Here is a 19,989-nt window from a genome sequence, read left to right as displayed (position 1 = left end):
GCACCATGGCTGACGTACAGCAGGCTGCCCAGGTCATCGAGCAGACCCTCAAGGACGCAGAGCTCGAGTGGGAGAGCCCGCAGCCCGGCTCGTACGTGGTGAAACTCCCCGGCACGCGCAAGCTGTCGACGACGTGCTCGCTGCTCGTCGGCAAGCACTCGCTGTCGGTCAACGCGTTCGTCATCCGCCATCCCGACGAGAACGACGCGGCGGTGCATCGCTGGCTGCTGGAGCGCAATCTGCGGCTGTACGGCGTGAGTTACGCGATCGACCGGCTCGGCGACATCTACCTGGTCGGCAAACTTCCGCTCTGCGTGGTCACCCCGGAGGAGCTGGACCGCCTCCTGGGCACGGTCCTGGAGGCGGCGGACGGCTCGTTCAACACGCTGCTGGAGCTGGGGTTCGCGAGCGCGATCCGCAAGGAGTACGCGTGGCGGGTGTCGCGGGGGGAATCGACGCGCAACCTGGACGCGTTCACGAACCTGACCAAGTAGGGGCGTTCCCGCACCCCCACCGCTCCGGCGGCTTCGCCGCGGAGCCGGAGCCGGAGCAACGGCGCCGGGTGCGGCTTCGAGTTCGACCAGATCGACGTACCGGGCTCCGGGCCTCACCGGCCCGCTCGGCTCGCGCGTCGAGGCGTACGGACAGCCGGGCGGGGTGCGTCCGGGCAATCCGTGCGAGGCCCAGCGGACGCTCGACGCCTGACGAGTGCGCCCTGGACAGCCCAGCGGATCCGGCCGGATCGCGCAGCCCGTGCGCGAGGCGATGGACGCGATCCGGCTGGACTTCGCCGAGGCCGACCAGTGGGTCGTTCTACGGAGTGGCGGGCGCGCCGGCCGTGGCCTTCGTGTGCTCGCTGCTGCACCCGGGGACGCGGGTGACGGCGGCGCCGGCGGACGCTACGGAACCGCGGCAGACGGAACCACGGCGGGCGCAACCGCCGCAGGCGGAGTGACGCCAGACGGAGTGACAGCACCGGCGGCGGGCACCTTGGCGGGCACGTCGGCGTCAGGAACCTCGGCGGACACGTCACCACCGGACACGTCACCGCCAGACACGTCACCACCGGACACGACGCCGGCGGCCACCTCGTCCGGGGCGGCCTCCGCCGGAAGGTTCCGCATCAGCAGCCAGTAACCGAGCCCCGCCACCGTCCCCAGCACCGCGCACATGCCCCACAGCCACTCGGCGCCGTACCGGTCGATGACGAACCCGGACATCAGCGGGGCGACGAGCGCCGCCACCGACCAGGACAGGGTGTACATGCCCTGGTAGCGGCCGCGCCCGTGCAGCGGGGAAAGCCGCACCACGAGCCCGGTCTGCGTCGGCGCATTGACGATCTCGGCCAGGGTCCAGACGCAGACGGTCAGCGCGTAGATGCCGATCGACCCGGCGAACGCGGTCAGCCCGAAGCCGTACCCGGCCAGCAGCGAGGAGATGATCAGCAGCCGGCGGGGATCGCGGTGCTCGATGAAGCGCGTGACGGGGATCTGCAGGGCCACGATCAGTACGCCGTTGACCGCGATCGCCATGCCGAAGTCGGCGCTGGAGAAGCCGTCCGCGCCCATTGCCAGCGGCAGTCCGACGTGCCCCTGCATAAAGATCAGCGCGATGAGGAACGACAGCCCGACGACGCTCATGAAGCGCCCGTCGCGCAGCACGGTTCCCAGGCCGACCTCCGGCTCGGCCGCCTTGCCTGCCGGGCTCTTCGCGCGCTCGGGCCGCGACTCGGGCAGTTTGACGAAGATGACGATCGCGCAGATCAGGGTCATCGCGGCCTCGCCCAGGAAGCCGGCGAGATAGCTGTACTCGGCGATGAAGCCCGCCGCCATGGAGGAGGTGGCGAAGCCGAGGTTGATCGCCCAGTAGTTGAGCGAGAACGCCCGTACCCGGTCCTCGGGCCTGACGATGTCGGCAATCATCGCCTGCACGGCGGGCCGGGAGGCGTTGGACGCCATGCCCACGACGAAGGCGACGGCCGCGATCGCGACGGGGTGCTGCATGAAGCCGAGCACCGCCACCGAGACAGCCGTCGAACTCTGCGCGATCAACAGGGTGGGCCGCCGCCCGAGCCGGTCGGCCATCACGCCCGCGCCGAGCGAGGAGACAACGCCGCCGAGCCCGTGCAGGGCGGCCACCAGCCCCGCGTACGAAGCCGAATAGCCCCGGTCCAAGGTCAGATACAGCGCCATGAAGGTCGCGACGAACGCCCCGAGCCGGTTGACCAGCGTGCTCGTCCACAGCCACCAGAACTCACGGGGGAGCCCCGAGACGCTCTCTCTTGCGGCACGTCTCAGACCGGCGACGGACATACGGATTCCCCCAGGGGTGTAAGTGCCTTGACGGGCATCCGCAAGTTACATACGCCCCGGCCCCGGTCGCCAGTCAATTGACGCCCACCGTCAACTGTCGTCCACGTCCATAGCCTCGGATAGGCTCGGACGCATGGCCGACGCACCGTACAAGCTGATCCTCCTCCGCCACGGCGAGAGCGAGTGGAATGCGAAGAATCTGTTCACCGGATGGGTGGACGTCAACCTGACGGAGAAGGGCGAGAAGGAGGCAGTCCGCGGCGGTGAGCTGCTGAAGGACGCCGGCCTGCTCCCCGACGTACTGCACACCTCCCTCCAGAAGCGCGCCATCCGCACGGCGCAGCTCGCGCTGGAGTCCGCGGACCGCCACTGGATCCCGGTCCACCGCTCCTGGCGGCTGAACGAGCGTCACTACGGTGCGCTTCAGGGCAAGGACAAGGCGCAGACGCTGGCCGAGTTCGGCGAGGAGCAGTTCATGCTCTGGCGCCGCTCGTACGACACCCCGCCGCCGGCCCTCGAGGACGGCACCGAGTTCTCGCAGAGCGACGACCCGCGCTACGCCACGATCCCGAGCGAGCTGCGTCCGCGCACCGAGTGCCTCAAGGACGTCGTCGAGCGCATGCTGCCGTACTGGTACGACGGCATCGTCCCGGACCTGCTGACCGGCCGCACCGTTCTGGTCGCCGCCCACGGCAACAGCCTGCGCGGGCTGGTCAAGCACCTCGACGGCATCTCCGACGCCGACATCACGGGCCTGAACATCCCGACCGGTATCCCGCTCGTCTACGAGCTCGACGGCGACTTCCACCCCCTCAAGCCGGGCGGTACGTACCTCGACCCGGACGCGGCCGCGGCGGCGATCGAGGCGGTCAAGAACCAGGGCAAGAAGTAGCGACAAGGCGCGATCAAGCCCCCTACCTGCGTTTTCTCCGGAGGGTAGGGGGCTCGTCGCTGTCCTGGGGCTGTTTGTGGGCCGTTTGTGGGCCGTCTGTGCGTTCTCCGACGCCCTGCGAACGTTCCTGATGCCGGGCGCGTCCCATGGACCACGGCGTCAGCCAGCTGTCCTGCGGTTCCTGCTCAGCGGCGACCGGGGGGCCCTTCTCGTTTCACAGAGGTGATCACAGAGGCGGTCACGGCGGCAACGAGGGCGGTCACGGCGAGGCTCCCCACCATGACCATCCCCACGCCGACCACAAAGAGGCCGCTGGAGTCGTCCGACCAGTCGTAAAAGGCGGCCGCGGTCAGGCCGACCGGGACGCCGAGCACAGCGCCCGCGAAGTAGCGCCGGGATGCCGCCCAGTACACCGGCGCCAGCAGAGTCAGCACCAGCCCGATCACCTGCCACGCCTCGTACGGGCCGGTCGTCGTTCCATCGGGTTGCACGTCACGATGCTGGTCCCAGCCCAGCCAGGCAGCCCACACCGCCAGCGTCACCAGAGCCAGCACGAGGACCGCCAACAGCTGGGGATCGAGTTTCGGTAGTCGTTGTCGCATGGCCCAAGCGTTCCGCCTCACGCCATGACCGACCAGCGCGCAAGTACTCAGCCCTGCCTGAGTGCTTTGGCCGAGTACGGCCCCTTCCTCGCAGGCCGGCACTCCCGCAGCTCGGGCAGGAACCGCGTACGGGGTCTTCCGAACTGGTCGTCCAGGACCCGCGCGGTTGCGCTGGACCGGGCACCTGAGACTCCACCGACCTCCCGCGTGCGCGAACGGCCGGCCTGGCAGCATGCTCACCATGGACCAGGCATTGAAGACACTGGAGCACGAGTTCCGTTCCGAGCCCGGAAGCTTCTTGCTGGGACTGCGCAGTGATCTGGTCTGGGACCAGGACGCATTCTCTCGGTTGGAGAGGGCCATGCGCACTGTCTGCGAACGCTTGCAGGAGGCAGAGCAGCTTCCTCGATGGCTGGCAGAGGGGTACTACCACGTTGCCACCGACGTGCCCTCATGGACGACCCATCCCCACTTCCCCCGGCCGGAGCCTGACGACTACTACGCCGCGTGCACAGAGCGGCTGACAGATCTGACGGACTGGTTCTTCCGTGGAGAGCATGCCTACCTGGAGCCGCACACCTGGGTGGAGCTGTAGGTCTGGGCCGTCTGTGGGCCGTGGGACGGTGACCATCGGCGACCAGCAATGGCAATCACTGACGGCGAGACCGCAGGTCAGAACAAGGGCACCCGGTGGTGCGGCAGAACGCAGCCCCTCGACGTCAAGGCCCCCACCTGTGGGTTTTCCGCCGGGTAGCGGGCCCCGCGTGCGTCAGCTCCCGGACTGCTCCACTGTGGAGGTAGTGGAGGTAGGTGCTTCACCGACGGCCGCGACCCTTCCCTGCCCCGGGGGGACTCAGGGAGGTCCACCATGAGCACTCACAAGGTCGGAAGCGACGTCACCGTACTCGGCGACTGCATCGAAGTGCCCGGGATCGGCTTCCTCCCCGTCAACGCCTTCGTCCTGCACGCCGTCCAGCCGGTTGTCGTCGACACCGGCCTCGGGCTCCCCGACCGGGACTTCCTGAACACGCTCGGTTCGGTCCTCGACCCCGCCGATGTGCGCTGGATCTGGCTCACCCACCCCGACCGCGACCACACCGGCGGGCTGTTCGATCTGCTGGCCGCGGCTCCCCGGGCGCGCTTGGTGACCACGTTCATCGGCGCCGGGATCATGTCCACCGAGCGGCCCCTGCCGCTCGACCGTGTCTACCTGCTGAACCCCGGCCAGACCCTGGACGTCGGCGACCGCACTCTCAGGGGCTTCCGGCCGCCGCTGTACGACAATCCCGCCACCGTCGGCTTCTACGACGACCGGTCGCGGGCCTGCTTCAGCTCCGACTGCTTCGGCGCCCCCATGCCCAGCGCGGAGCTCGCCGTCGGCGACGACGCCGGTGCCGTCACGGACGACGAGCTGCGCGACGCCCAGCTGCTGTGGGCCTCCGTCGACAGCCCCTGGGTCCACTCCGTCGACACCGACAAGTTCCTCGCCAGCGTGCAGCCCCTGCAGGCCATGGATGCCGACGTCATCCTCTGTACCCATCTGCCGCCCGCCACCGGCCTCGGCCCGCAGATGCTGGCGACGATCACGACGGCGCCCGACGCGGACCCCTTCGTCGGCCCGGATCAGCAGGCGCTGGAGCAGATGCTCGCCGGCTTCGAGCCGGGCGGCCATGTGTGACCAGGGCTCCCGGCACGTACGCACGCAAAGGGCCCCGCCCCCCGTGGACGGGGCCTTTCGCGTACGTACGAAGGCTCGGCTACCGGTGCTACGCGCAGCCGCCGCACTGGCACGGCCCGCCGGACTGGCAGCCGCAGCCGCAGCCCGGGCCGCAGCTGCAGGCACCGAGGACGGGCAGAAACACCACTTCAGCAGGGGTGACCTGCTGAGGTTCGGACGTGGGGGATTCGGCCATGGGTCCCTCCTCATGGGCGTACAGGACGTGCCGCCTCTGCCCATTGCATGCCCACTGCGGCAGGCGCATCAACAGCGCGCGGAGGCACGCGCCGGATGCGCCGCTCGCGCCGGCTGTGCCGAGCCGGACTTATGCGCCCTCCACCTGGGTCGGAGGCTGGAGCTCGTCCGCGTGCTCGCCCGTGACCAGATACACGACTCGCTTGGCCACCGACACCGCGTGGTCCGCGAAGCGCTCGTAGTAGCGGCCGAGCAGCGTCACATCCACCGCCGTCTCGATGCCGTGCTTCCAGCGGTCGTCCATCAGGTGCTGGAAGAGCGTCCGGTGCAGCAGGTCCATCTCGTCGTCGTCCTGCTCCAGCTGGAGCGCCAGGTCGACGTCCTTGGTGATGATGACCTCGGCGGCCTTGGCCATCAGCCGCTGCGCCAGCTGCCCCATCTCCAGGATGGTGGCGTGCAGGTCGTTCGGTACTGCCTTGTCGGGGAAGCGGAGCCGCGCCAGCTTGGCCACGTGCTGGGCCAGGTCGCCCGAGCGCTCGAGGTCCGCGCTCATCCGCAGGGAGGTCACCACGATCCGCAGATCCGTTGCGACCGGCTGCTGCCGGGCCAGCAGGGCGATCGCCCGTGCCTCGAGGTCGTGCTGCAGATCGTCGACCTTCTGGTCGGCGGCGATCACCGTTTCGGCCAGCTTGAGGTCGGCGTCGAGCATGGCCGTCGTGGCGCGCCCGATCGCCGACCCGACCAGCCGGGCCATCTCGACCAGGCCCTCGCCGATCGAGTCCAGTTCCTCGTGGTACGCGTCCCGCATGGGTGTCCCTCTCTAGATGCGACCGGGGGTCCGGGTGGGGCTCGGACCCTCACGCTCCCACGTTCTGTCCGTTACGCGTCCGCCGCCTCCCGCTCAAGTGAACCGGCACTTTCCCCTTGGTGAACTCTGGGCGACGACTGTTCGAGCTGCCACCCGTTTGGCTGGGAGAGTGTCCGTGGCCCCGCATAACCTTGAGGCATGGACGTGAACGCGGCGGTTGCCGCAGCGGCAGCGATCGCCGGGCTGTGCACCGGTGTGATCGCCATGCTGGCGTTCCGCTGGAGCGAACGCGACCAGGCGAGACCCACCCGCACCTCCCTGCACACAGACGCCGTACTGCCGCCCGGCGTCGATACTGTCCTGTCCGTACTCCGCTCCTCCGCGGTCGTCCTCGACGAGAGCGACTCCGTCGTCAAGGCCAGTTCCGCGGCGTACGCCCTCGGTCTGGTCCGCGGTGGCAAGCTCGCCGTCGAGCCGATGCTGCACATGGCCCGCGACACTCGCCGTGACGGCGAGATACGACAAGTGGAACTGGACCTGCCGCGGCGCGGCACCGGCCGTGGCGAGGCCCTCGCCGTCTCCGCCCGGGTCGCTCCCCTCGGCTCCCGCCTCGTCCTGCTTCTGGTCGAGGACCTCACCGAGGCCCGCCGTATCGAAGCGGTACGGCGCGACTTCGTCGCGAACGTCAGCCATGAGCTCAAGACCCCGGTCGGGGCGCTCTCCCTGCTCTCCGAGGCGGTCATGGACGCCTCGGACGACCCCGAAGCGGTCACCCGCTTCGCCGGCCGGATGCAGATCGAGGCGACCCGGCTCACCAATCTCGTACAGGAGCTCATCGACCTCTCCCGGGTCCAGAACGACGACCCGCTGGAGGACGCCGAGCCGGTACGGGTGGACGAACTGGTCGCCGAGGCCATCGACCGCTCCCGGCACCCCGCGTCCACCAAACAGATCACCATGGCCGCGGGCGGCACCGCCGATCTGCGAATCTGGGGTCATCGTGGCCAGCTCGCCGCGGCCCTCGGCAACCTCGTCGAGAACGCCGTCAACTACTCTCCGGCCCGCACCCGGGTCGGTGTATCAGCGCGCCGGGTCACCGCGCCCGGCGGTGATCTGATCGAGATAGCCGTCACCGACCAGGGCATCGGTATCTCCGAGAAGGACCGTGAGCGGGTCTTCGAGCGGTTCTACCGCGTCGATCCCGCCCGCTCCCGGGCCACCGGAGGTACGGGCCTGGGACTGGCCATCGTCAAGCATGTGGCCGCCTCGCACGGCGGGGAGGTCACCGTGTGGAGCTCCGAGGGCCAGGGCTCCACCTTCACCCTGCGGCTGCCCGAAGCGGGTGCCGGCCGGGACCGCTCAACCACCGGACCGGATCGCGTCGACGAGGACGACGACCGGCCTTACGACACCGATCCCAACGCCGAAATCCCTGCCCCGGAGGTCCTTCCGTGACCCGAGTGCTCGTCGTCGAGGATGAGGAATCCTTCAGCGACGCCCTGTCCTACATGCTCCGAAAGGAGGGCTTCGAGGTCGCCATCGCGACCACGGGGCCCGAGGGGCTCGACGAGTTCGAGCGCAATGGCGCCGACCTCGTCCTCCTCGACCTGATGCTGCCCGGCCTGCCGGGCACCGAGGTCTGCCGTCAGCTGCGTGGCCGCTCGAATGTCCCGGTGATCATGGTGACCGCCAAGGACAGCGAGATCGACAAGGTCGTCGGGCTGGAAATAGGAGCCGATGACTACGTCACCAAGCCCTTCTCCTCACGGGAGCTGGTCGCCCGCATCCGCGCGGTCCTGCGCCGCCGCGGCGAACCGGAGGAGGTCACCCCGGCGGCACTGGAGGCAGGGCCGGTCCGGATGGACGTGGACCGCCATGTCGTCACTGTCTCCGGCGGCAAGGTCGATCTCCCGCTGAAGGAGTTCGACCTGCTGGAAATGCTGCTGCGCAACGCGGGCAGGGTGCTGACCCGTATGCAGCTGATCGACCGCGTCTGGGGCGCGGACTACGTGGGCGACACCAAGACGCTGGACGTCCATGTCAAGCGGCTCCGCGCCAAGATCGAACCTGACCCGGGCGCACCGCGCTATCTGGTGACGGTCCGCGGCCTGGGCTACAAGTTCGAGCCGTAAACCGGCGACACACGACGAGGGCGCCCTACCGGAAATCTCCGGTGGGGCGCCCTCGTCGTGCTGCTCGCGCGTGTGTCAGTGACCCGCGTCCGCACCCGCGTCGTGCGAGGCCGAGGCCGCGTCCGACGGCGTGCCCGCGGCACCGGACTGGCCGTTGCCCGGCGTGCCCGCCTCGGCGTTCGCCGCCCCTGACGGGGAGCCGGACGGGGAGCCGGACGGGGTGCCGGACGGGGTGACCGACGGCTTCTGGGCCGGGGGCGTGGGAAGCGCGCTCGGTCCGTAGGCCGCGAAGTAGCCGGACGCCGGAACGACGAACGCGTCCAGCTTCACATCGCCGGTCTCGCTGAACCGGAAGACGACCTCCTGCACGTCGCCGCCCTTCGAGGCCTCGCGGCCGTTCTCGATCTCGGCGGAGGCGTTGCCCGCGCCGCCGATGACGACCGAGCCCTGGGCCGGCACGGTGATCGGGCCGGCCGAGCCCTTGGCGGGGCTCAGCTTCACCTCGAGGTTCGTCCCGGGCAGCGTGATCGAGTCGAGGGTCTGACTCTCGGTGCCGTCGTTGAAGAGCGTCGCGGAGACGACCGCGGGTCCCTCCGCTTCCAGCTTCGGCTGGGTGATCACCGTTGCGTTCTGGACCTTGAGGCTGTCGACCGACGTGGCGGCGTTGTCCGGCTTGACGCCGAGGGTCTGCGCGTCGTTGCCCGCACCGCAGGCGGAGAGCGAGGCGATCGAGAACACGATGGCAGTGGCGGCGAGGGCGCCGCGTCGAAGGCTGCGGCTCACGGCGGCGGCATCTCCTAGGACGTACGGATGGCTACGGACGGGCTTCGGAAGAACTGAGCGCGGGCCGAAGGGGTGTCAGCTCGCGGTCGGATCGCGCTTAGGTTACCGAGCCGCCGTCCTCGCCCCGCACCCGACCCGCCCCTTCACCCGCCCGCGCCGCCGGCCGCCCTCCCGGCCGGTGCGCAGGGCACCCCGCACGGCAGGCCGTCACGAGATCCCCCGCCGGTCCGTCAGCACGTCCGCAACGTGATCTGCGACGCGGCCCGATCCTGTCGTTTCGTACTCCGTTCACATAAGCACGGTGATCAATTCCCCGGGTCGCCACACATTCCTTACGAATACCCTCTGATGATCAATTCCGGATTCGGCGGCACGTCCGTCCGTACGGGTGACCGGCCGCCGAACGGAGTACGGGAAGTTCACCACTTGGAACCCGGCAAATCGGGACGTTCGCCCTCCTGGAGGGGGGTTGTGTTGCGTGTATCGTGCGCGTTTCCGTCCGCCCGCGTAGCCGCTCCGACCTGCGAATACCCCCCTCCGGAAGCCCTCCGCAGCACGTTCGTGTTGTCGTTGTCAAGCCCCGAGATGCGCCCTGACCTGCGAAAACGCCATTCAGAAGAAGCCGTTCTCGTGTTACTCTGGATAGCCACGGAAGGGGTACCTGTCACATGACGTTCAAGGTTGGCGACACCGTGGTCTATCCCCATCACGGGGCCGCGCTGATCGAGGCCATCGAAACTCGCCAGATCAAAGGCGTGGACAAGACCTACTTGGTGCTCAAGGTCGCCCAGGGCGACTTGACGGTTCGCGTGCCAGCGGACAATGCGGAGTTCGTCGGCGTACGCGATGTGGTCGGTCAGGACGGGTTGGACCGGGTCTTCGAGGTGCTGCGCGCACCGTATGCAGAAGAGCCGACGAACTGGTCCCGTCGCTACAAGGCAAATCTCGAGAAGCTCGCCTCCGGCGATGTCATCAAGGTCGCCGAAGTAGTGCGTGACCTGTGGCGTCGTGAGCGCGAGCGTGGGCTTTCCGCAGGTGAGAAGCGGATGCTCGCCAAGGCGCGCCAGATCCTGGTGAGCGAGCTGGCTCTCGCGGAGAACACCAACGAAGACAAGGCCGAGGCTCTGCTCGACGAGGTCCTCGCGTCCTGACGCACCGGCGTTGGATTCAGCAGTCTTGGATTCAGCGGTGTCGGATTCAATAATGTGCCGCGGTGCCCGCTGACATGCTGTGAAAACAGTCCTTGTCGCCGGGCGCTGCGGCATGTTCGTCTCTGCTCAATGTTTGCCTGCCCACAGCACGCCCCCCAAACCTGTGATGTGACGCACCCCCGAACTCGCGACGTGTCCGGGCGGCTGGCGCAGACCAGTTGTCACGGAAGGGTCCGGTCAAGGCGTCGCGCCCGGCACGCTGTGGCCATACCCATGTCGGCCGAGGAAACAAACCTGCCGGAGTGCAACCGATGTCAGACCAATCGCGCCCGTACCGCACCGCCGCCGTGATCCCGGCCGCCGGGCGGGGTGTACGGCTGGGGCCGGGCGCCCCCAAGGCGCTCCGCGCGCTGAACGGCACGCCCATGCTCATCCACGCCGTACGCGCCATGGCGGCCTCCCGGGCCGTATCCCTCGTCGTGGTGGTGGCCCCGCCGGACGGCGCCCCCGAAGTGAAGAACCTCCTCGACGAGCACGCCCTTCCGGAGCGCACCGACTATCTGGTCGTGCCGGGCGGCGACACCCGGCAGGAGTCCGTACGGCTCGGCCTCGAGGCGCTCCCGGACAACATCACCGTCGTTCTCGTCCATGACGCGGCCCGCCCGCTGGTGCCCGTCGACACGGTCGACGCGGTCGTCGAGGCGGTACGGGACGGGGCTCCGGCGGTCGTGCCGGCGCTGCCGCTCGCGGACACCGTCAAGCAGGTCGAACCGCGGCCGAAGGGCGAGCCCGAACCGGTCGTCGCCACGCCCGAGCGGGCGCAGCTGCGCGCCGTGCAGACCCCGCAGGGCTTCGACCGGGACACGCTCGTGCGCGCGCACGAGACGGTCGCGGTCGACGGCGAGGGCGCGACGGACGACGCCGGCCTGGTCGAGCGGCTCGGTGCGCCCGTCGTGGTCGTGCCGGGCCACGAAGAGGCGTTCAAGGTGACCCGCCCCCTCGATCTCGTACTGGCCGAGGCGGTTCTTGCCCGCAGGAGGGCCAACGATGGCTTCTGACATTCCCCGTATCGGCATCGGCACGGACGTGCACGCCTTCGAGGCCGGGCGTGAGCTCTGGTGTGCCGGTCTCCTCTGGGAGGGGGAGGACGGCCTCGCCGGGCACTCCGACGGCGATGTCGCCGCCCACGCCGCGTGCGACGCACTCTTCTCCGCCGCCGGGGTCGGTGACCTCGGCGCCCACTTCGGCACCTCCCGGCCCGAGTGGTCCGGCGCCTCCGGCGTCGCCCTGCTCGCCGAGGCGGCGCGGATCGTACGGGCCGAGGGCTTCGAGATCGGCAATGTGTCCGTCCAGGTCATCGGCGTACGCCCGAAGATCGGTAAGCGGCGCGACGAGGCGCAGAAGGCGCTCTCGGCCGCGGCCGGCGCGCCGGTCTCCGTGTCGGGGACGACGACGGACGGCCTTGGTCTGACCGGGCGGGCCGAGGGGCTGGCCGCGATCGCCACGGCGCTGGTGGTCCGCGCGGCCGGCTGATGCTCCACGCCTCCCGCCGACCCTGCGCGTCGCTGTCCGGATCACCCCGTGAACGGCCGTCCCGATCACTCGCGAACGATTGTCCGGATCACCCCGTGAACGGCTGTCCCGATCACTCGCGGACCGCTGTCCGGATCACCCCGTGCAAGGTCGTCGGCGGGATACGGCTCAATTCCGACTCGTAGCAACGTCACAAACTGGTCCCGCGGCCCGGAAGGGTCGCAGGGCACTGGTATTGGGCCACTACCCTTGATGCGTGACTATTCGCCTGTACGACACCAGCGCCCGGCAGATCCGTGACTTCACCCCGCTCGTGCCGGGTTGTGTCTCGATCTACCTGTGTGGCGCCACGGTGCAGGCTGCCCCGCACATCGGGCACATCAGGTCCGGTCTGAATTTCGACATCATGCGCCGCTGGTTCGAGCACCGCGGCTATGACGTGACGTTCGTGCGCAATGTGACGGACATCGACGACAAGATCATCAAGAAGTCGGGGGAGCAGAAGCGCCCCTGGTGGGCTATCGGGTACGAGAACGAGCGTGCCTTCAACGCCGGTTACGACGCGCTCGGCTGCCTGCCCGCCACGTACGAACCGCGTGCCACCGGTCACATCACCGAGATGGTCGAGTTGATGCGCGGCCTCATCGAGCGCGGGCACGCCTACGAGGCCGACGGCAACGTCTACTTCGACGTGCGTTCCTTCCCCGGCTATCTGGAGCTGTCCAACCAGGACCTGGACGATCTGCGCCAGCCGTCCGGCGACGGCGAGACCGGCAAGCGGGACCCGCGCGACTTCGCCATGTGGAAGGCCGTGAAGCCGGGCGAGCCGAGCTGGGAGACCCCCTGGGGCCGCGGCCGGCCGGGCTGGCACCTTGAGTGCTCGGCGATGGCGCACAAGTACCTGGGCGCCGCGTTCGACATCCACGGCGGCGGGATCGACCTGATCTTCCCGCACCACGAGAACGAGATCGCGCAGGCCAAGGCCTTCGGTGACGACTTCGCGAAGTACTGGGTGCACAACGCCTGGGTCACCATGAGCGGCGAGAAGATGTCGAAGTCGCTCGGCAATTCGGTGCTGGTCTCCGAGATGGTCAAGCACTGGCGTCCGATCGTCCTGCGCTACTACCTGGGAACTCCGCACTACCGCTCGATGATCGAGTACAGCGAGGAGGCCCTGCGGGAGGCCGAGTCCGCGTTCGCGCGGATCGAGGGCTTCATCCAGCGCGTGGTGGAGAAGGCCGGGGGTCCGGTCGAGCCCGCCGCCGAGGTGCCACCCGCCTTCGCCGAGGCGATGGACGACGACCTGGGAGTGCCGCAGGCGCTCGCGATCGTGCACACCACGGTCCGGCAGGGCAACTCCGCACTCGCCGCCGACGACAAGGAAGCGGCCATCGCCCGGCTGGCCGAGGTACGGGCCATGCTGGCTGTCCTCGGTCTCGACCCGCTGGACGAGCACTGGGCGGGCGAGAGCGACCGCGGCGACGATCTCCACGGGGCGGTCGACACGCTGGTGCGGCTGGTGCTGCAGCAGCGCGAGGCCGCCCGCAGCCGCAAGGACTGGACGACCGCCGACGCCATCCGCGACCAGCTGCAGCAGTCCGGTCTGGTCATCGAGGACGGTCCTGAAGGGCCGCGGTGGACACTCGGCCCCCGATGAGCCCACGGGTTGCCCCGGAGGAAGATGTGCCGCCCGGACGTCTGGGCGGCACACTTTCCATTACGTACATACTTTTGAGCGAGCTTTACAGAAACAGGTAGGTCATGGCCGGGAACAGCCAGCGCAGGAACCGCCGTACGTCCAACAAGAAGGGCGCGCAGGTCGGCAGCGGTGGCAAGCGACGCCGCGGGCTGGAGGGCAAGGGCCCGACGCCGCCCGCGTCCGAGCGCAAGGGACACAAGAAGAACCGGGTCGCCAACGCCCAGGCGAAGCAGGCCGCGGCCCGCCGCCCGGCACCGCGCCGCGGTGGCGCCAAGGGCACGTCCGAGATGGTCGTCGGCCGCAACCCGGTCTACGAGGCCCTGCGCGACGGCGTCCCGGCGACCACGCTGTACGTCCAGCAGTACATCGACAACGACGAGCGGGTGCGCGAGGCGCTCCAGCTGGCGGGCCAGCGCGGCAACATCAATCTGATGGAGGCCCCGCGGCCCGAGCTCGACCGGATGACGAACGGGCTCAACCACCAGGGTCTCGTCCTCCAGGTCCCGCCGTACGAGTACGCGCAGCCCGAGGACCTCGCGGCCGCCGCCTACGACAACGGCGAGGATCCGCTGATCGTCGCCCTCGACGGGGTCACCGACCCGCGGAACCTGGGCGCGATCGTCCGCTCCGTCTCCGCCTTCGGCGGCCACGGTGTGGTCGTGCCGGAGCGGCGCGCGGCCGGTATGACGGCCGGCGCCTGGAAGTCGTCGGCGGGCACCGCGGCCCGTACGCCGGTGTCCCGCGTCACCAACCTCACCCGCGCGCTGGAGAGCTACAAGAAGGCCGGCATCACGGTCGTGGGCCTGGCGGCGGACGGCGATGCCACGGTCGAGGACCTGGAGGCCCTGCACGGCCCGGTCGTCATCGTCATCGGCAGCGAGGGCAAGGGCCTGGGCCGCCTGGTCGGCGAGACCTGCGACCACCTGGTGCGTATCTCGATGCCGGGCGGCGCGGAGTCGCTGAACGCGGGCGTCGCGGCGGGCATCGTGCTCTACGAGGCGGCCAAGAGGCGCTGACGGACTGCGGCGCCGGCGGTCGGCGGTCGGCGGTCGGCAGTACGTCCGGGCAGGGCGGGAACGGGCATGGGTCCGTTCCCGCCCTGCCCGTCTGTCCGGCTGCCTGTGTGCCTGTGTGCCTGTGTGCGGGGTCAAATCGGAAGAATTTGGCACGCTTGACGGGTCTCGGACAGATCGGGTCCGTCAGGGCAGTGTCCTAAACACGAGTCACTCGGTTAGATGAGTGTGGACACCAGAACGCCCCGGCCCGGGTTCGATGATCAGCCTGCGCTGAGCACGGTCAAGGTGGACTGCGATCCCGCGCAGGTCATCGTGAACCACGCCAGCTTCCGGGTGCGGCTCGCCCAGAGCCCGCGCCCCGCACGTGCGCTGGCGGACACTGCACGGATTCCCGCCGTCGGCGGAGCGGGGACGGCGGTGCGGCGGCGAGCGCCGGTTGTGTGGAGCGGCAGGTCGGCGCCCGGGGACATCGGTGCGACCGGGCTGCTCCAGGCCGTGCGCAACTCCACCGCGGAGCGCGACACGTACGACCGCGACACGTACGACCGCGACACGTACGACCGCGAAAGCTACGACGCGAGGGCCACTCAGGTCATCCCGCGGATCGATCTGGCCGACGACACCGCACAGACGCCCGTCGTCGGCGGCCCCGGCGGCCCGCGCGGCTCCGGCAGGCCGTTGCTGCCGCCGATGCGACAGGCGGTCGGCGCCTACGACTCGTACCCCTCTCCCTCTCCCGCCCCCGCTCCCTCCTACGGTGACCAGGAGCCGTACGAGGACGAGGAGTTCGAGGACGAGGAGACCGAGGGCGAGGTGCGCGCCCGGAGTCAGCACGCCGACGCGGTGCGCCACGCCTACTACCCCGGGCGGCGGATGAACCTCGGAGTGGTGCTGCTGCCGCTGCGCGTGTTCCTCGGCTTCATCTCCATCTACGCGGGCATGGGCAAGCTCTGCGACCCGGTCTACTTCGACGGCGGCGACCGCGGCTCCATGGTCAAGTGGCTCAACTCGCTGCACCCGTGGGCACTTGCCGAGCCGCTGCGCGACTTCGCGCTCTCCCACCCGGTGGGGGCGGGGCTCACCGTCGCCTTCCTCCAGGTGGTCGTCGGCGTGCTCACGGTGCTGGGGCTCTGGCAGCGGGTCGCCGCGGTCATCGGCGTGCTGCTGTCGGCCTCGCTGATGCTCACGGTGACCTGGAAGACCGTACCGGCGTACGACGCGCCCGACATCATCTACCTCGCCGCCTGGTCCCCGCTGATCATCGCGGGCGCCCCGGTCTACTCGGCCGACGGCCGTCTCGCGGGCGAGGCATGGCGCAAGCTCGGTCCGCGCTCCGAGCTGTGGGAGCTGCGGCGGCGCGTGCTGCGGCGCGGCAGTGTCGTCGCCGCGGTGGTGGTCGGCCTCACTCTGCTGATCGGCTCGATGCTCGGCGGGGCCGTACGTTCCACGGAGATGGTGACCGTACCCGGACCGAACGGGGACCCGACCAACCACCTGCCCGGGTCCTCGCTCCCGCAGGAGCCCGGCGGCGAGCGCAGCTCCGCGAGCAGCCGCGGCGAGGACGGGAAGCCGTCACCGTCCGCGACCCGCTCCGACACCCCGAAGGCCGAGGAGTCCACGCCGGCCGGCGAGGCGGTCCGTGAGACGGGCCAGGTGGACGCAGGACAGCCCAGCCAGACCCAGGGCACGGGTCAGCAGCCTCCCGGGCAGTCGCAGCCCGTGCAGCCCCCTTCCAGCAGCTCCGGTCCCTCGTCGAGCGGCGGCTCGGGCGGCGGCGGAAGCGGCGGTGGCGGCTCGGGAGGCGGCTCCGGCGGCGGTTCCGGCGGCAGCGGGAGTGGTGGCGGCAGCGGGAGCGGCGGAGGCAGCGGCGGCGGGAGCAGCAGTGGCGGCTCGGGCGGCGGCCGGGTGATCGGCGGCCTGCTGGGCTGAGTACGGAAGCGAGAGGGGCGGCCACCGGTATCCGGTGGCTGCCCCTCTCCGTACGGCGACGCGTTCGTACGACGACGCGCCCGACTGACGACGCGGCTCGTCAAGGCCCGTCAGCGCACGTCAACGGACTTGCGTCGAAAGCTCCTTGGCGGCCTCGGTGAGGTCCTTGGCGGTGTCGATCGCCCGCCAGTACGCGCCGTTCGGCAGCGGGAAACCGGCCAGCCGGCGCTCGCGGGCGAGGCGGGGGAAAGTGGTGCGCTCATGGTCTCCGCGGTCGGGCAGCAGCGTGGTGAAGTCCGAGGAGAAGACGTACACACCCGCGTTGATGAGGTACGGCGACGGCGGGGACTCGATGAAGTCCGTGATGTGGCCGAAGGCGTCCGTCTCGACGGCGCCCCAGGGGATCCGGGGGCGGGCGAGGGCGAGGGTGGCGGTGGCGTCGCGTTCGGCGTGGAAGGCGGCCATCTCGCGCAGCGAGAAACGGGTCCAGATGTCGCCGTTGGTGGCGTACCAGGGCTGGTCCGGATGCGGGAGCCGGGCGGCGGCGTACTTGAGGCCGCCGCCGCGGCCCAGCGGCTCCGTCTCGACGACGGTGGTGACGCGCAGGGGCAGCACGGCGCTCTCCAGCCACTCCTGGAGCACCTCGGCCAGATGGCCGCAGGAGACGACCGCGTCGGTCACACCCTCGGCGGCCAGCCAGGAAAGCTGATGGCCGATGATCGGTGTCCCGGTTCCCGGGATCTCGACCATCGGCTTGGGGCGGTCGTCGGTGTACGGGCGCAGCCGAGAGCCCTGGCCGCCCGCCAGGACCACGGCCTGCGTCGGATACGTAGGCGTATGCATGCCGTGAACGATATGCGGCGCGGGCCGGGACCCGGAGGTCAGCTCCCCTGGGCCTGCTGGAACACGCCCGTGGCGAAGGAGGTGTCGCAGACGGGGCGCGAGAAGGACTGGGCGCGGACGGGGCCGAACTTCTCGACGGCGGCGCGGCCGAGGGCGCGGGCGATCGACATGCAGTGCCTGGCGAGCGAGGGTCGCTCCTCGACCGCGCGCTGGAGGTGGGTGAGGGCGACGTCCGGGTCCTGCTCCTGCAGTTCGGTCAGCAGCCGGTCGCGCAGAACGTCCTGCGGGGTGCGGGGCTTGGCGCGTACGGAGACATTCTCCGAGGAGGCGGTGAGCATCTGCGACTCGGTGGCCCGGCCTGCCCACGGCACGCTGGTGACGGCGAGGGTTCCGGAGAGCACCAGAACGACGGGCAGAACAAGGGCGAGAGTGCGGCCGATTCGGCGGGCTGAGTGGGTCACGCGAGCGAGCGTAGCGGGCAGTGATGATTTGGCGACATTTAGTCACTCGTGCGGGGGATGGTTCGACGAACCTTTTCGAATCGGGCGTTGACGTACAGAATCGAAATGACGGGTCTGTCAGGGTATTTATCGACATACGAGAAAAGCCCCGCACCGAAGTGCGGGGCTTTCCGGGGGCGATGTGACGTCAGTCGCTCAGGCGCTCGCCCGTGGAGGTCGAGAACACGTGGATCTCGCCCGGACGCGGCACGACGTGCAGCTCGGCTCCCTTGGCCGGGACGGAGCGGCCGCCGACGCGGACGACGAGGTCCTTGTGCTCACCGCCGACCTGGGCGGAGCCGTAGACATAACCGTCGGCGCCGAGCTCCTCGACGACATTGACGGAGACGGCGAGCCCGGCCGGGGCGTCCTCGGAGTCCTTGGAGAGGGACGCTGCGGCGGAGCCGCCCAGCTCGACGACGTCGAAGTGCTCGGGGCGGACGCCGACGGTGACCGTGGTGTCGCCCTTGTCGGCGGCGGCGCTGAGGGCAGCGCGGGAGACCGGGACGACGCTGTTGCCGAACTTCACGCCGCCGTCGGTGATCGGGACCTCGACCAGGTTCATGGCCGGGGAGCCGATGAAGCCGGCGACGAAGAGGTTGGCGGGCCGGTCGTACATGTTGCGCGGCGAGTCGACCTGCTGCAGCAGCCCGTCCTTGAGGACCGCCACCCGGTCGCCCATGGTCATGGCCTCGACCTGGTCGTGGGTGACGTACACCGTGGTGATGCCCAGACGGCGCTGGAGGCTCGCGATCTGCGTACGGGTGGAGACACGGAGCTTGGCGTCGAGGTTCGACAGCGGCTCGTCCATGAGGAAGACCTGCGGCTCACGGACGATGGCACGGCCCATCGCGACACGCTGACGCTGACCGCCGGAGAGGGCCTTGGGCTTGCGGTCGAGGTACTCGGTGAGGTCGAGGATCTTCGCGGCCTCTTCGACCTTCTTGCGGATCTCGCTCTTGTTGACGCCGGCGATCTTGAGGGCGAAGCCCATGTTGTCGGCGACGGACATGTGCGGGTAGAGCGCGTAGTTCTGGAACACCATGGCGATGTCCCGGTCCTTGGGCGGCAGGTGCGTGACGTCGCGGTCACCGATGCGGATGGACCCGCCGTTGACGTCCTCGAGACCGGCGAGCATGCGCAGGGAGGTCGACTTTCCGCAGCCGGAGGGGCCGACGAGTACGAGGAACTCGCCGTCCTCGGTCTCGATCTCGAGCTGGTCGACCGCGGGCTTGGTGGAGCCCGGGTAGATCCGGGTCGCCTTGTCGAACGTGACTGTAGCCATGGTGATGTTCTCCTTCACCGGCAGGAACGTGCCGGACGATCCGAGTAAGGGAGTGGTGTAGTCCACCTGTGTGAACCTGTCGCGACGCTACCGGGCGTTGTCCGATCTGTCAGTAGCCGTAGGGCAACGAAATTTTCGACCGGGGCGCGCGATGGATCCGGTTAGACTGCTCGGACGCGCCTCCTTAGCTCAGCTGGCCAGAGCAACGCACTTGTAATGCGTAGGTCGTCGGTTCGAATCCGACAGGGGGCTCTTCGCGAAGAAGCCCCGGTCTCGTTTGACCGGGGCTTTCTCACTTGACGCGCCGGCGACGGCGAGCGCGCGCTGCTCTGCTGTCCGTGGTCTCAGTTGAGGGAAGGCGTCTCCCATGCGGCGCTGTGCCTGAGGATCTCCATGATGGTCGGCATGCCCACGCCTAACTCGTTCAGGATCGTGCCTGCGGTGTGGCGGCTGCCGTCGTACGACCGACGATCACTGATACCGGCCTCTTCGAGCAGCTCCTTGAGCTCTTCCCAGTCGGCCCGGGGGTCGAGCGGCCGGCCGTCCGGCCTCGTGAACACTGCGTTGTGCTCTTGCCACGCCTCTCCCGCAG

Annotated in this window: 20 protein-coding genes and 1 tRNA gene; 13 read left to right on the top strand and 8 right to left on the bottom strand. The window is 69.5% G+C overall.

Annotation, left to right across the window (positions count from 1 at the left end):
• Positions 1–5 precede the first annotated feature (5 nt).
• Positions 6–494: a YbjN domain-containing protein gene (locus OG883_RS30040; protein WP_266547227.1), complete on the top strand. Its 489-nt coding sequence runs from the start codon at positions 6–8 to the stop codon at positions 492–494.
• Between the two features lie 405 nt (positions 495–899).
• Here OG883_RS30040 and OG883_RS30030 read toward each other — a convergent pair whose 3' ends face one another.
• Positions 900–2,312, bottom strand: coding sequence for an MFS transporter (locus OG883_RS30030; RefSeq protein ID WP_266547224.1), 1,413 nt, complete (start codon positions 2,310–2,312; stop codon positions 900–902).
• A 133-nt stretch (positions 2,313–2,445) separates the two neighbouring features.
• Here OG883_RS30030 and OG883_RS30025 point away from each other — a divergent pair, with 133 nt between their 5' ends.
• On the top strand, positions 2,446–3,204 hold the full coding sequence (locus OG883_RS30025) for a phosphoglyceromutase (RefSeq protein WP_266547221.1): 759 nt from the start codon (positions 2,446–2,448) through the stop codon (positions 3,202–3,204).
• 185 nt (positions 3,205–3,389) lie between these two features.
• Here the strand turns inward: OG883_RS30025 and OG883_RS30020 are convergent, their stop codons facing one another.
• A complete protein-coding gene (locus OG883_RS30020) occupies positions 3,390–3,806 on the bottom strand; it encodes a hypothetical protein (protein ID WP_266547218.1) in 417 nt (138 codons plus the stop codon).
• A gap of 241 nt (positions 3,807–4,047) precedes the next feature.
• On the opposite strand from OG883_RS30020, the gene OG883_RS30015 reads away from it, so the two are divergent.
• Positions 4,048–4,401, top strand: a complete 354-nt coding sequence (locus tag OG883_RS30015) for a hypothetical protein (protein ID WP_266547215.1) — start codon at positions 4,048–4,050, stop codon at positions 4,399–4,401.
• A 273-nt stretch (positions 4,402–4,674) separates the two neighbouring features.
• Positions 4,675–5,484 carry an MBL fold metallo-hydrolase gene (locus OG883_RS30010; protein ID WP_266547212.1) on the top strand — a complete coding sequence of 270 codons (810 nt, stop codon included), beginning with the start codon at positions 4,675–4,677 and terminating at the stop codon, positions 5,482–5,484.
• A 364-nt stretch (positions 5,485–5,848) separates the two neighbouring features.
• Here OG883_RS30010 and phoU read toward each other — a convergent pair whose 3' ends face one another.
• Positions 5,849–6,526: a phosphate signaling complex protein PhoU gene (phoU, locus tag OG883_RS30005; RefSeq protein WP_266547199.1), complete on the bottom strand. Its 678-nt coding sequence runs from the start codon at positions 6,524–6,526 to the stop codon at positions 5,849–5,851.
• A 198-nt stretch (positions 6,527–6,724) separates the two neighbouring features.
• Between phoU and OG883_RS30000 the strand changes: the two genes are divergently transcribed.
• Positions 6,725–7,981, top strand: a complete 1,257-nt coding sequence (locus OG883_RS30000) for a cell wall metabolism sensor histidine kinase WalK (RefSeq protein WP_266547197.1) — start codon at positions 6,725–6,727, stop codon at positions 7,979–7,981.
• Entirely contained in the window at positions 7,978–8,658 is a 681-nt protein-coding gene (locus OG883_RS29995; protein ID WP_142217884.1) for a response regulator transcription factor, read from the top strand. Before OG883_RS30000 ends, OG883_RS29995 begins: the two co-directional genes overlap by 4 nt.
• Positions 8,659–8,733: 75 nt before the next feature.
• Here OG883_RS29995 and OG883_RS29990 read toward each other — a convergent pair whose 3' ends face one another.
• Entirely contained in the window at positions 8,734–9,441 is a 708-nt protein-coding gene (locus OG883_RS29990) for a DUF461 domain-containing protein (protein ID WP_266547194.1), read from the bottom strand.
• Between the two features lie 668 nt (positions 9,442–10,109).
• Between OG883_RS29990 and OG883_RS29985 the strand changes: the two genes are divergently transcribed.
• The 6 genes from OG883_RS29985 to OG883_RS29960 all read left to right on the top strand — a co-directional run bounded on the left by OG883_RS29985 (position 10,110) and on the right by OG883_RS29960 (position 16,769).
• Complete coding sequence (locus OG883_RS29985) at positions 10,110–10,592, top strand: CarD family transcriptional regulator (protein ID WP_003953493.1); 483 nt, start codon at positions 10,110–10,112, stop codon at positions 10,590–10,592.
• A gap of 311 nt (positions 10,593–10,903) precedes the next feature.
• Complete coding sequence (ispD, locus tag OG883_RS29980) at positions 10,904–11,650, top strand: 2-C-methyl-D-erythritol 4-phosphate cytidylyltransferase (RefSeq protein ID WP_266547191.1); 747 nt, start codon at positions 10,904–10,906, stop codon at positions 11,648–11,650.
• Positions 11,640–12,125, top strand: coding sequence for a 2-C-methyl-D-erythritol 2,4-cyclodiphosphate synthase (gene ispF, locus OG883_RS29975; RefSeq protein WP_266547189.1), 486 nt, complete (start codon positions 11,640–11,642; stop codon positions 12,123–12,125). The genes ispD and ispF overlap by 11 nt, the downstream gene beginning before the upstream one ends.
• A gap of 256 nt (positions 12,126–12,381) precedes the next feature.
• Positions 12,382–13,782 (top strand): cysteine--tRNA ligase, encoded by a 1,401-nt coding sequence (gene cysS, locus OG883_RS29970; RefSeq protein ID WP_266547187.1) that lies wholly within the window; start codon positions 12,382–12,384, stop codon positions 13,780–13,782.
• A 104-nt stretch (positions 13,783–13,886) separates the two neighbouring features.
• Positions 13,887–14,840 carry a 23S rRNA (guanosine(2251)-2'-O)-methyltransferase RlmB gene (rlmB, locus tag OG883_RS29965; protein WP_266547184.1) on the top strand — a complete coding sequence of 318 codons (954 nt, stop codon included), beginning with the start codon at positions 13,887–13,889 and terminating at the stop codon, positions 14,838–14,840.
• Between the two features lie 219 nt (positions 14,841–15,059).
• A complete protein-coding gene (locus tag OG883_RS29960; protein ID WP_266547181.1) occupies positions 15,060–16,769 on the top strand; it encodes a DoxX family membrane protein in 1,710 nt (569 codons plus the stop codon).
• Positions 16,770–16,889: 120 nt separating this feature from the next.
• Here OG883_RS29960 and OG883_RS29955 read toward each other — a convergent pair whose 3' ends face one another.
• The 3 genes from OG883_RS29955 to OG883_RS29945 form a co-directional block, all read right to left on the bottom strand.
• The gene (locus OG883_RS29955; RefSeq protein WP_266547178.1) at positions 16,890–17,612 is read right to left on the bottom strand and encodes a nucleotidyltransferase family protein; all 723 of its coding nucleotides are present in this window, start codon (positions 17,610–17,612) and stop codon (positions 16,890–16,892) included.
• A 38-nt stretch (positions 17,613–17,650) separates the two neighbouring features.
• Positions 17,651–18,073: a hypothetical protein gene (locus OG883_RS29950; RefSeq protein WP_266547175.1), complete on the bottom strand. Its 423-nt coding sequence runs from the start codon at positions 18,071–18,073 to the stop codon at positions 17,651–17,653.
• A gap of 187 nt (positions 18,074–18,260) precedes the next feature.
• Positions 18,261–19,397, bottom strand: coding sequence for an ABC transporter ATP-binding protein (locus OG883_RS29945; RefSeq protein WP_266547172.1), 1,137 nt, complete (start codon positions 19,395–19,397; stop codon positions 18,261–18,263).
• A gap of 178 nt (positions 19,398–19,575) precedes the next feature.
• Here OG883_RS29945 and OG883_RS29940 point away from each other — a divergent pair.
• Positions 19,576–19,649 (top strand) — tRNA-Thr (locus OG883_RS29940).
• A gap of 92 nt (positions 19,650–19,741) precedes the next feature.
• On the opposite strand, the gene OG883_RS29935 is transcribed toward OG883_RS29940, so the two are convergent.
• Complete coding sequence (locus OG883_RS29935; protein WP_266547169.1) at positions 19,742–19,957, bottom strand: tyrosine-type recombinase/integrase; 216 nt, start codon at positions 19,955–19,957, stop codon at positions 19,742–19,744.
• Positions 19,958–19,989: the final 32 nt, after the last annotated feature.

Source organism: Streptomyces sp. NBC_01142, from assembly GCF_026341125.1.
Lineage (GTDB): Bacteria > Actinomycetota > Actinomycetes > Streptomycetales > Streptomycetaceae > Streptomyces.
Note: the sequence above shows the minus strand (reverse complement) of the source record. Positions and strands in the feature narration are given on the sequence as shown.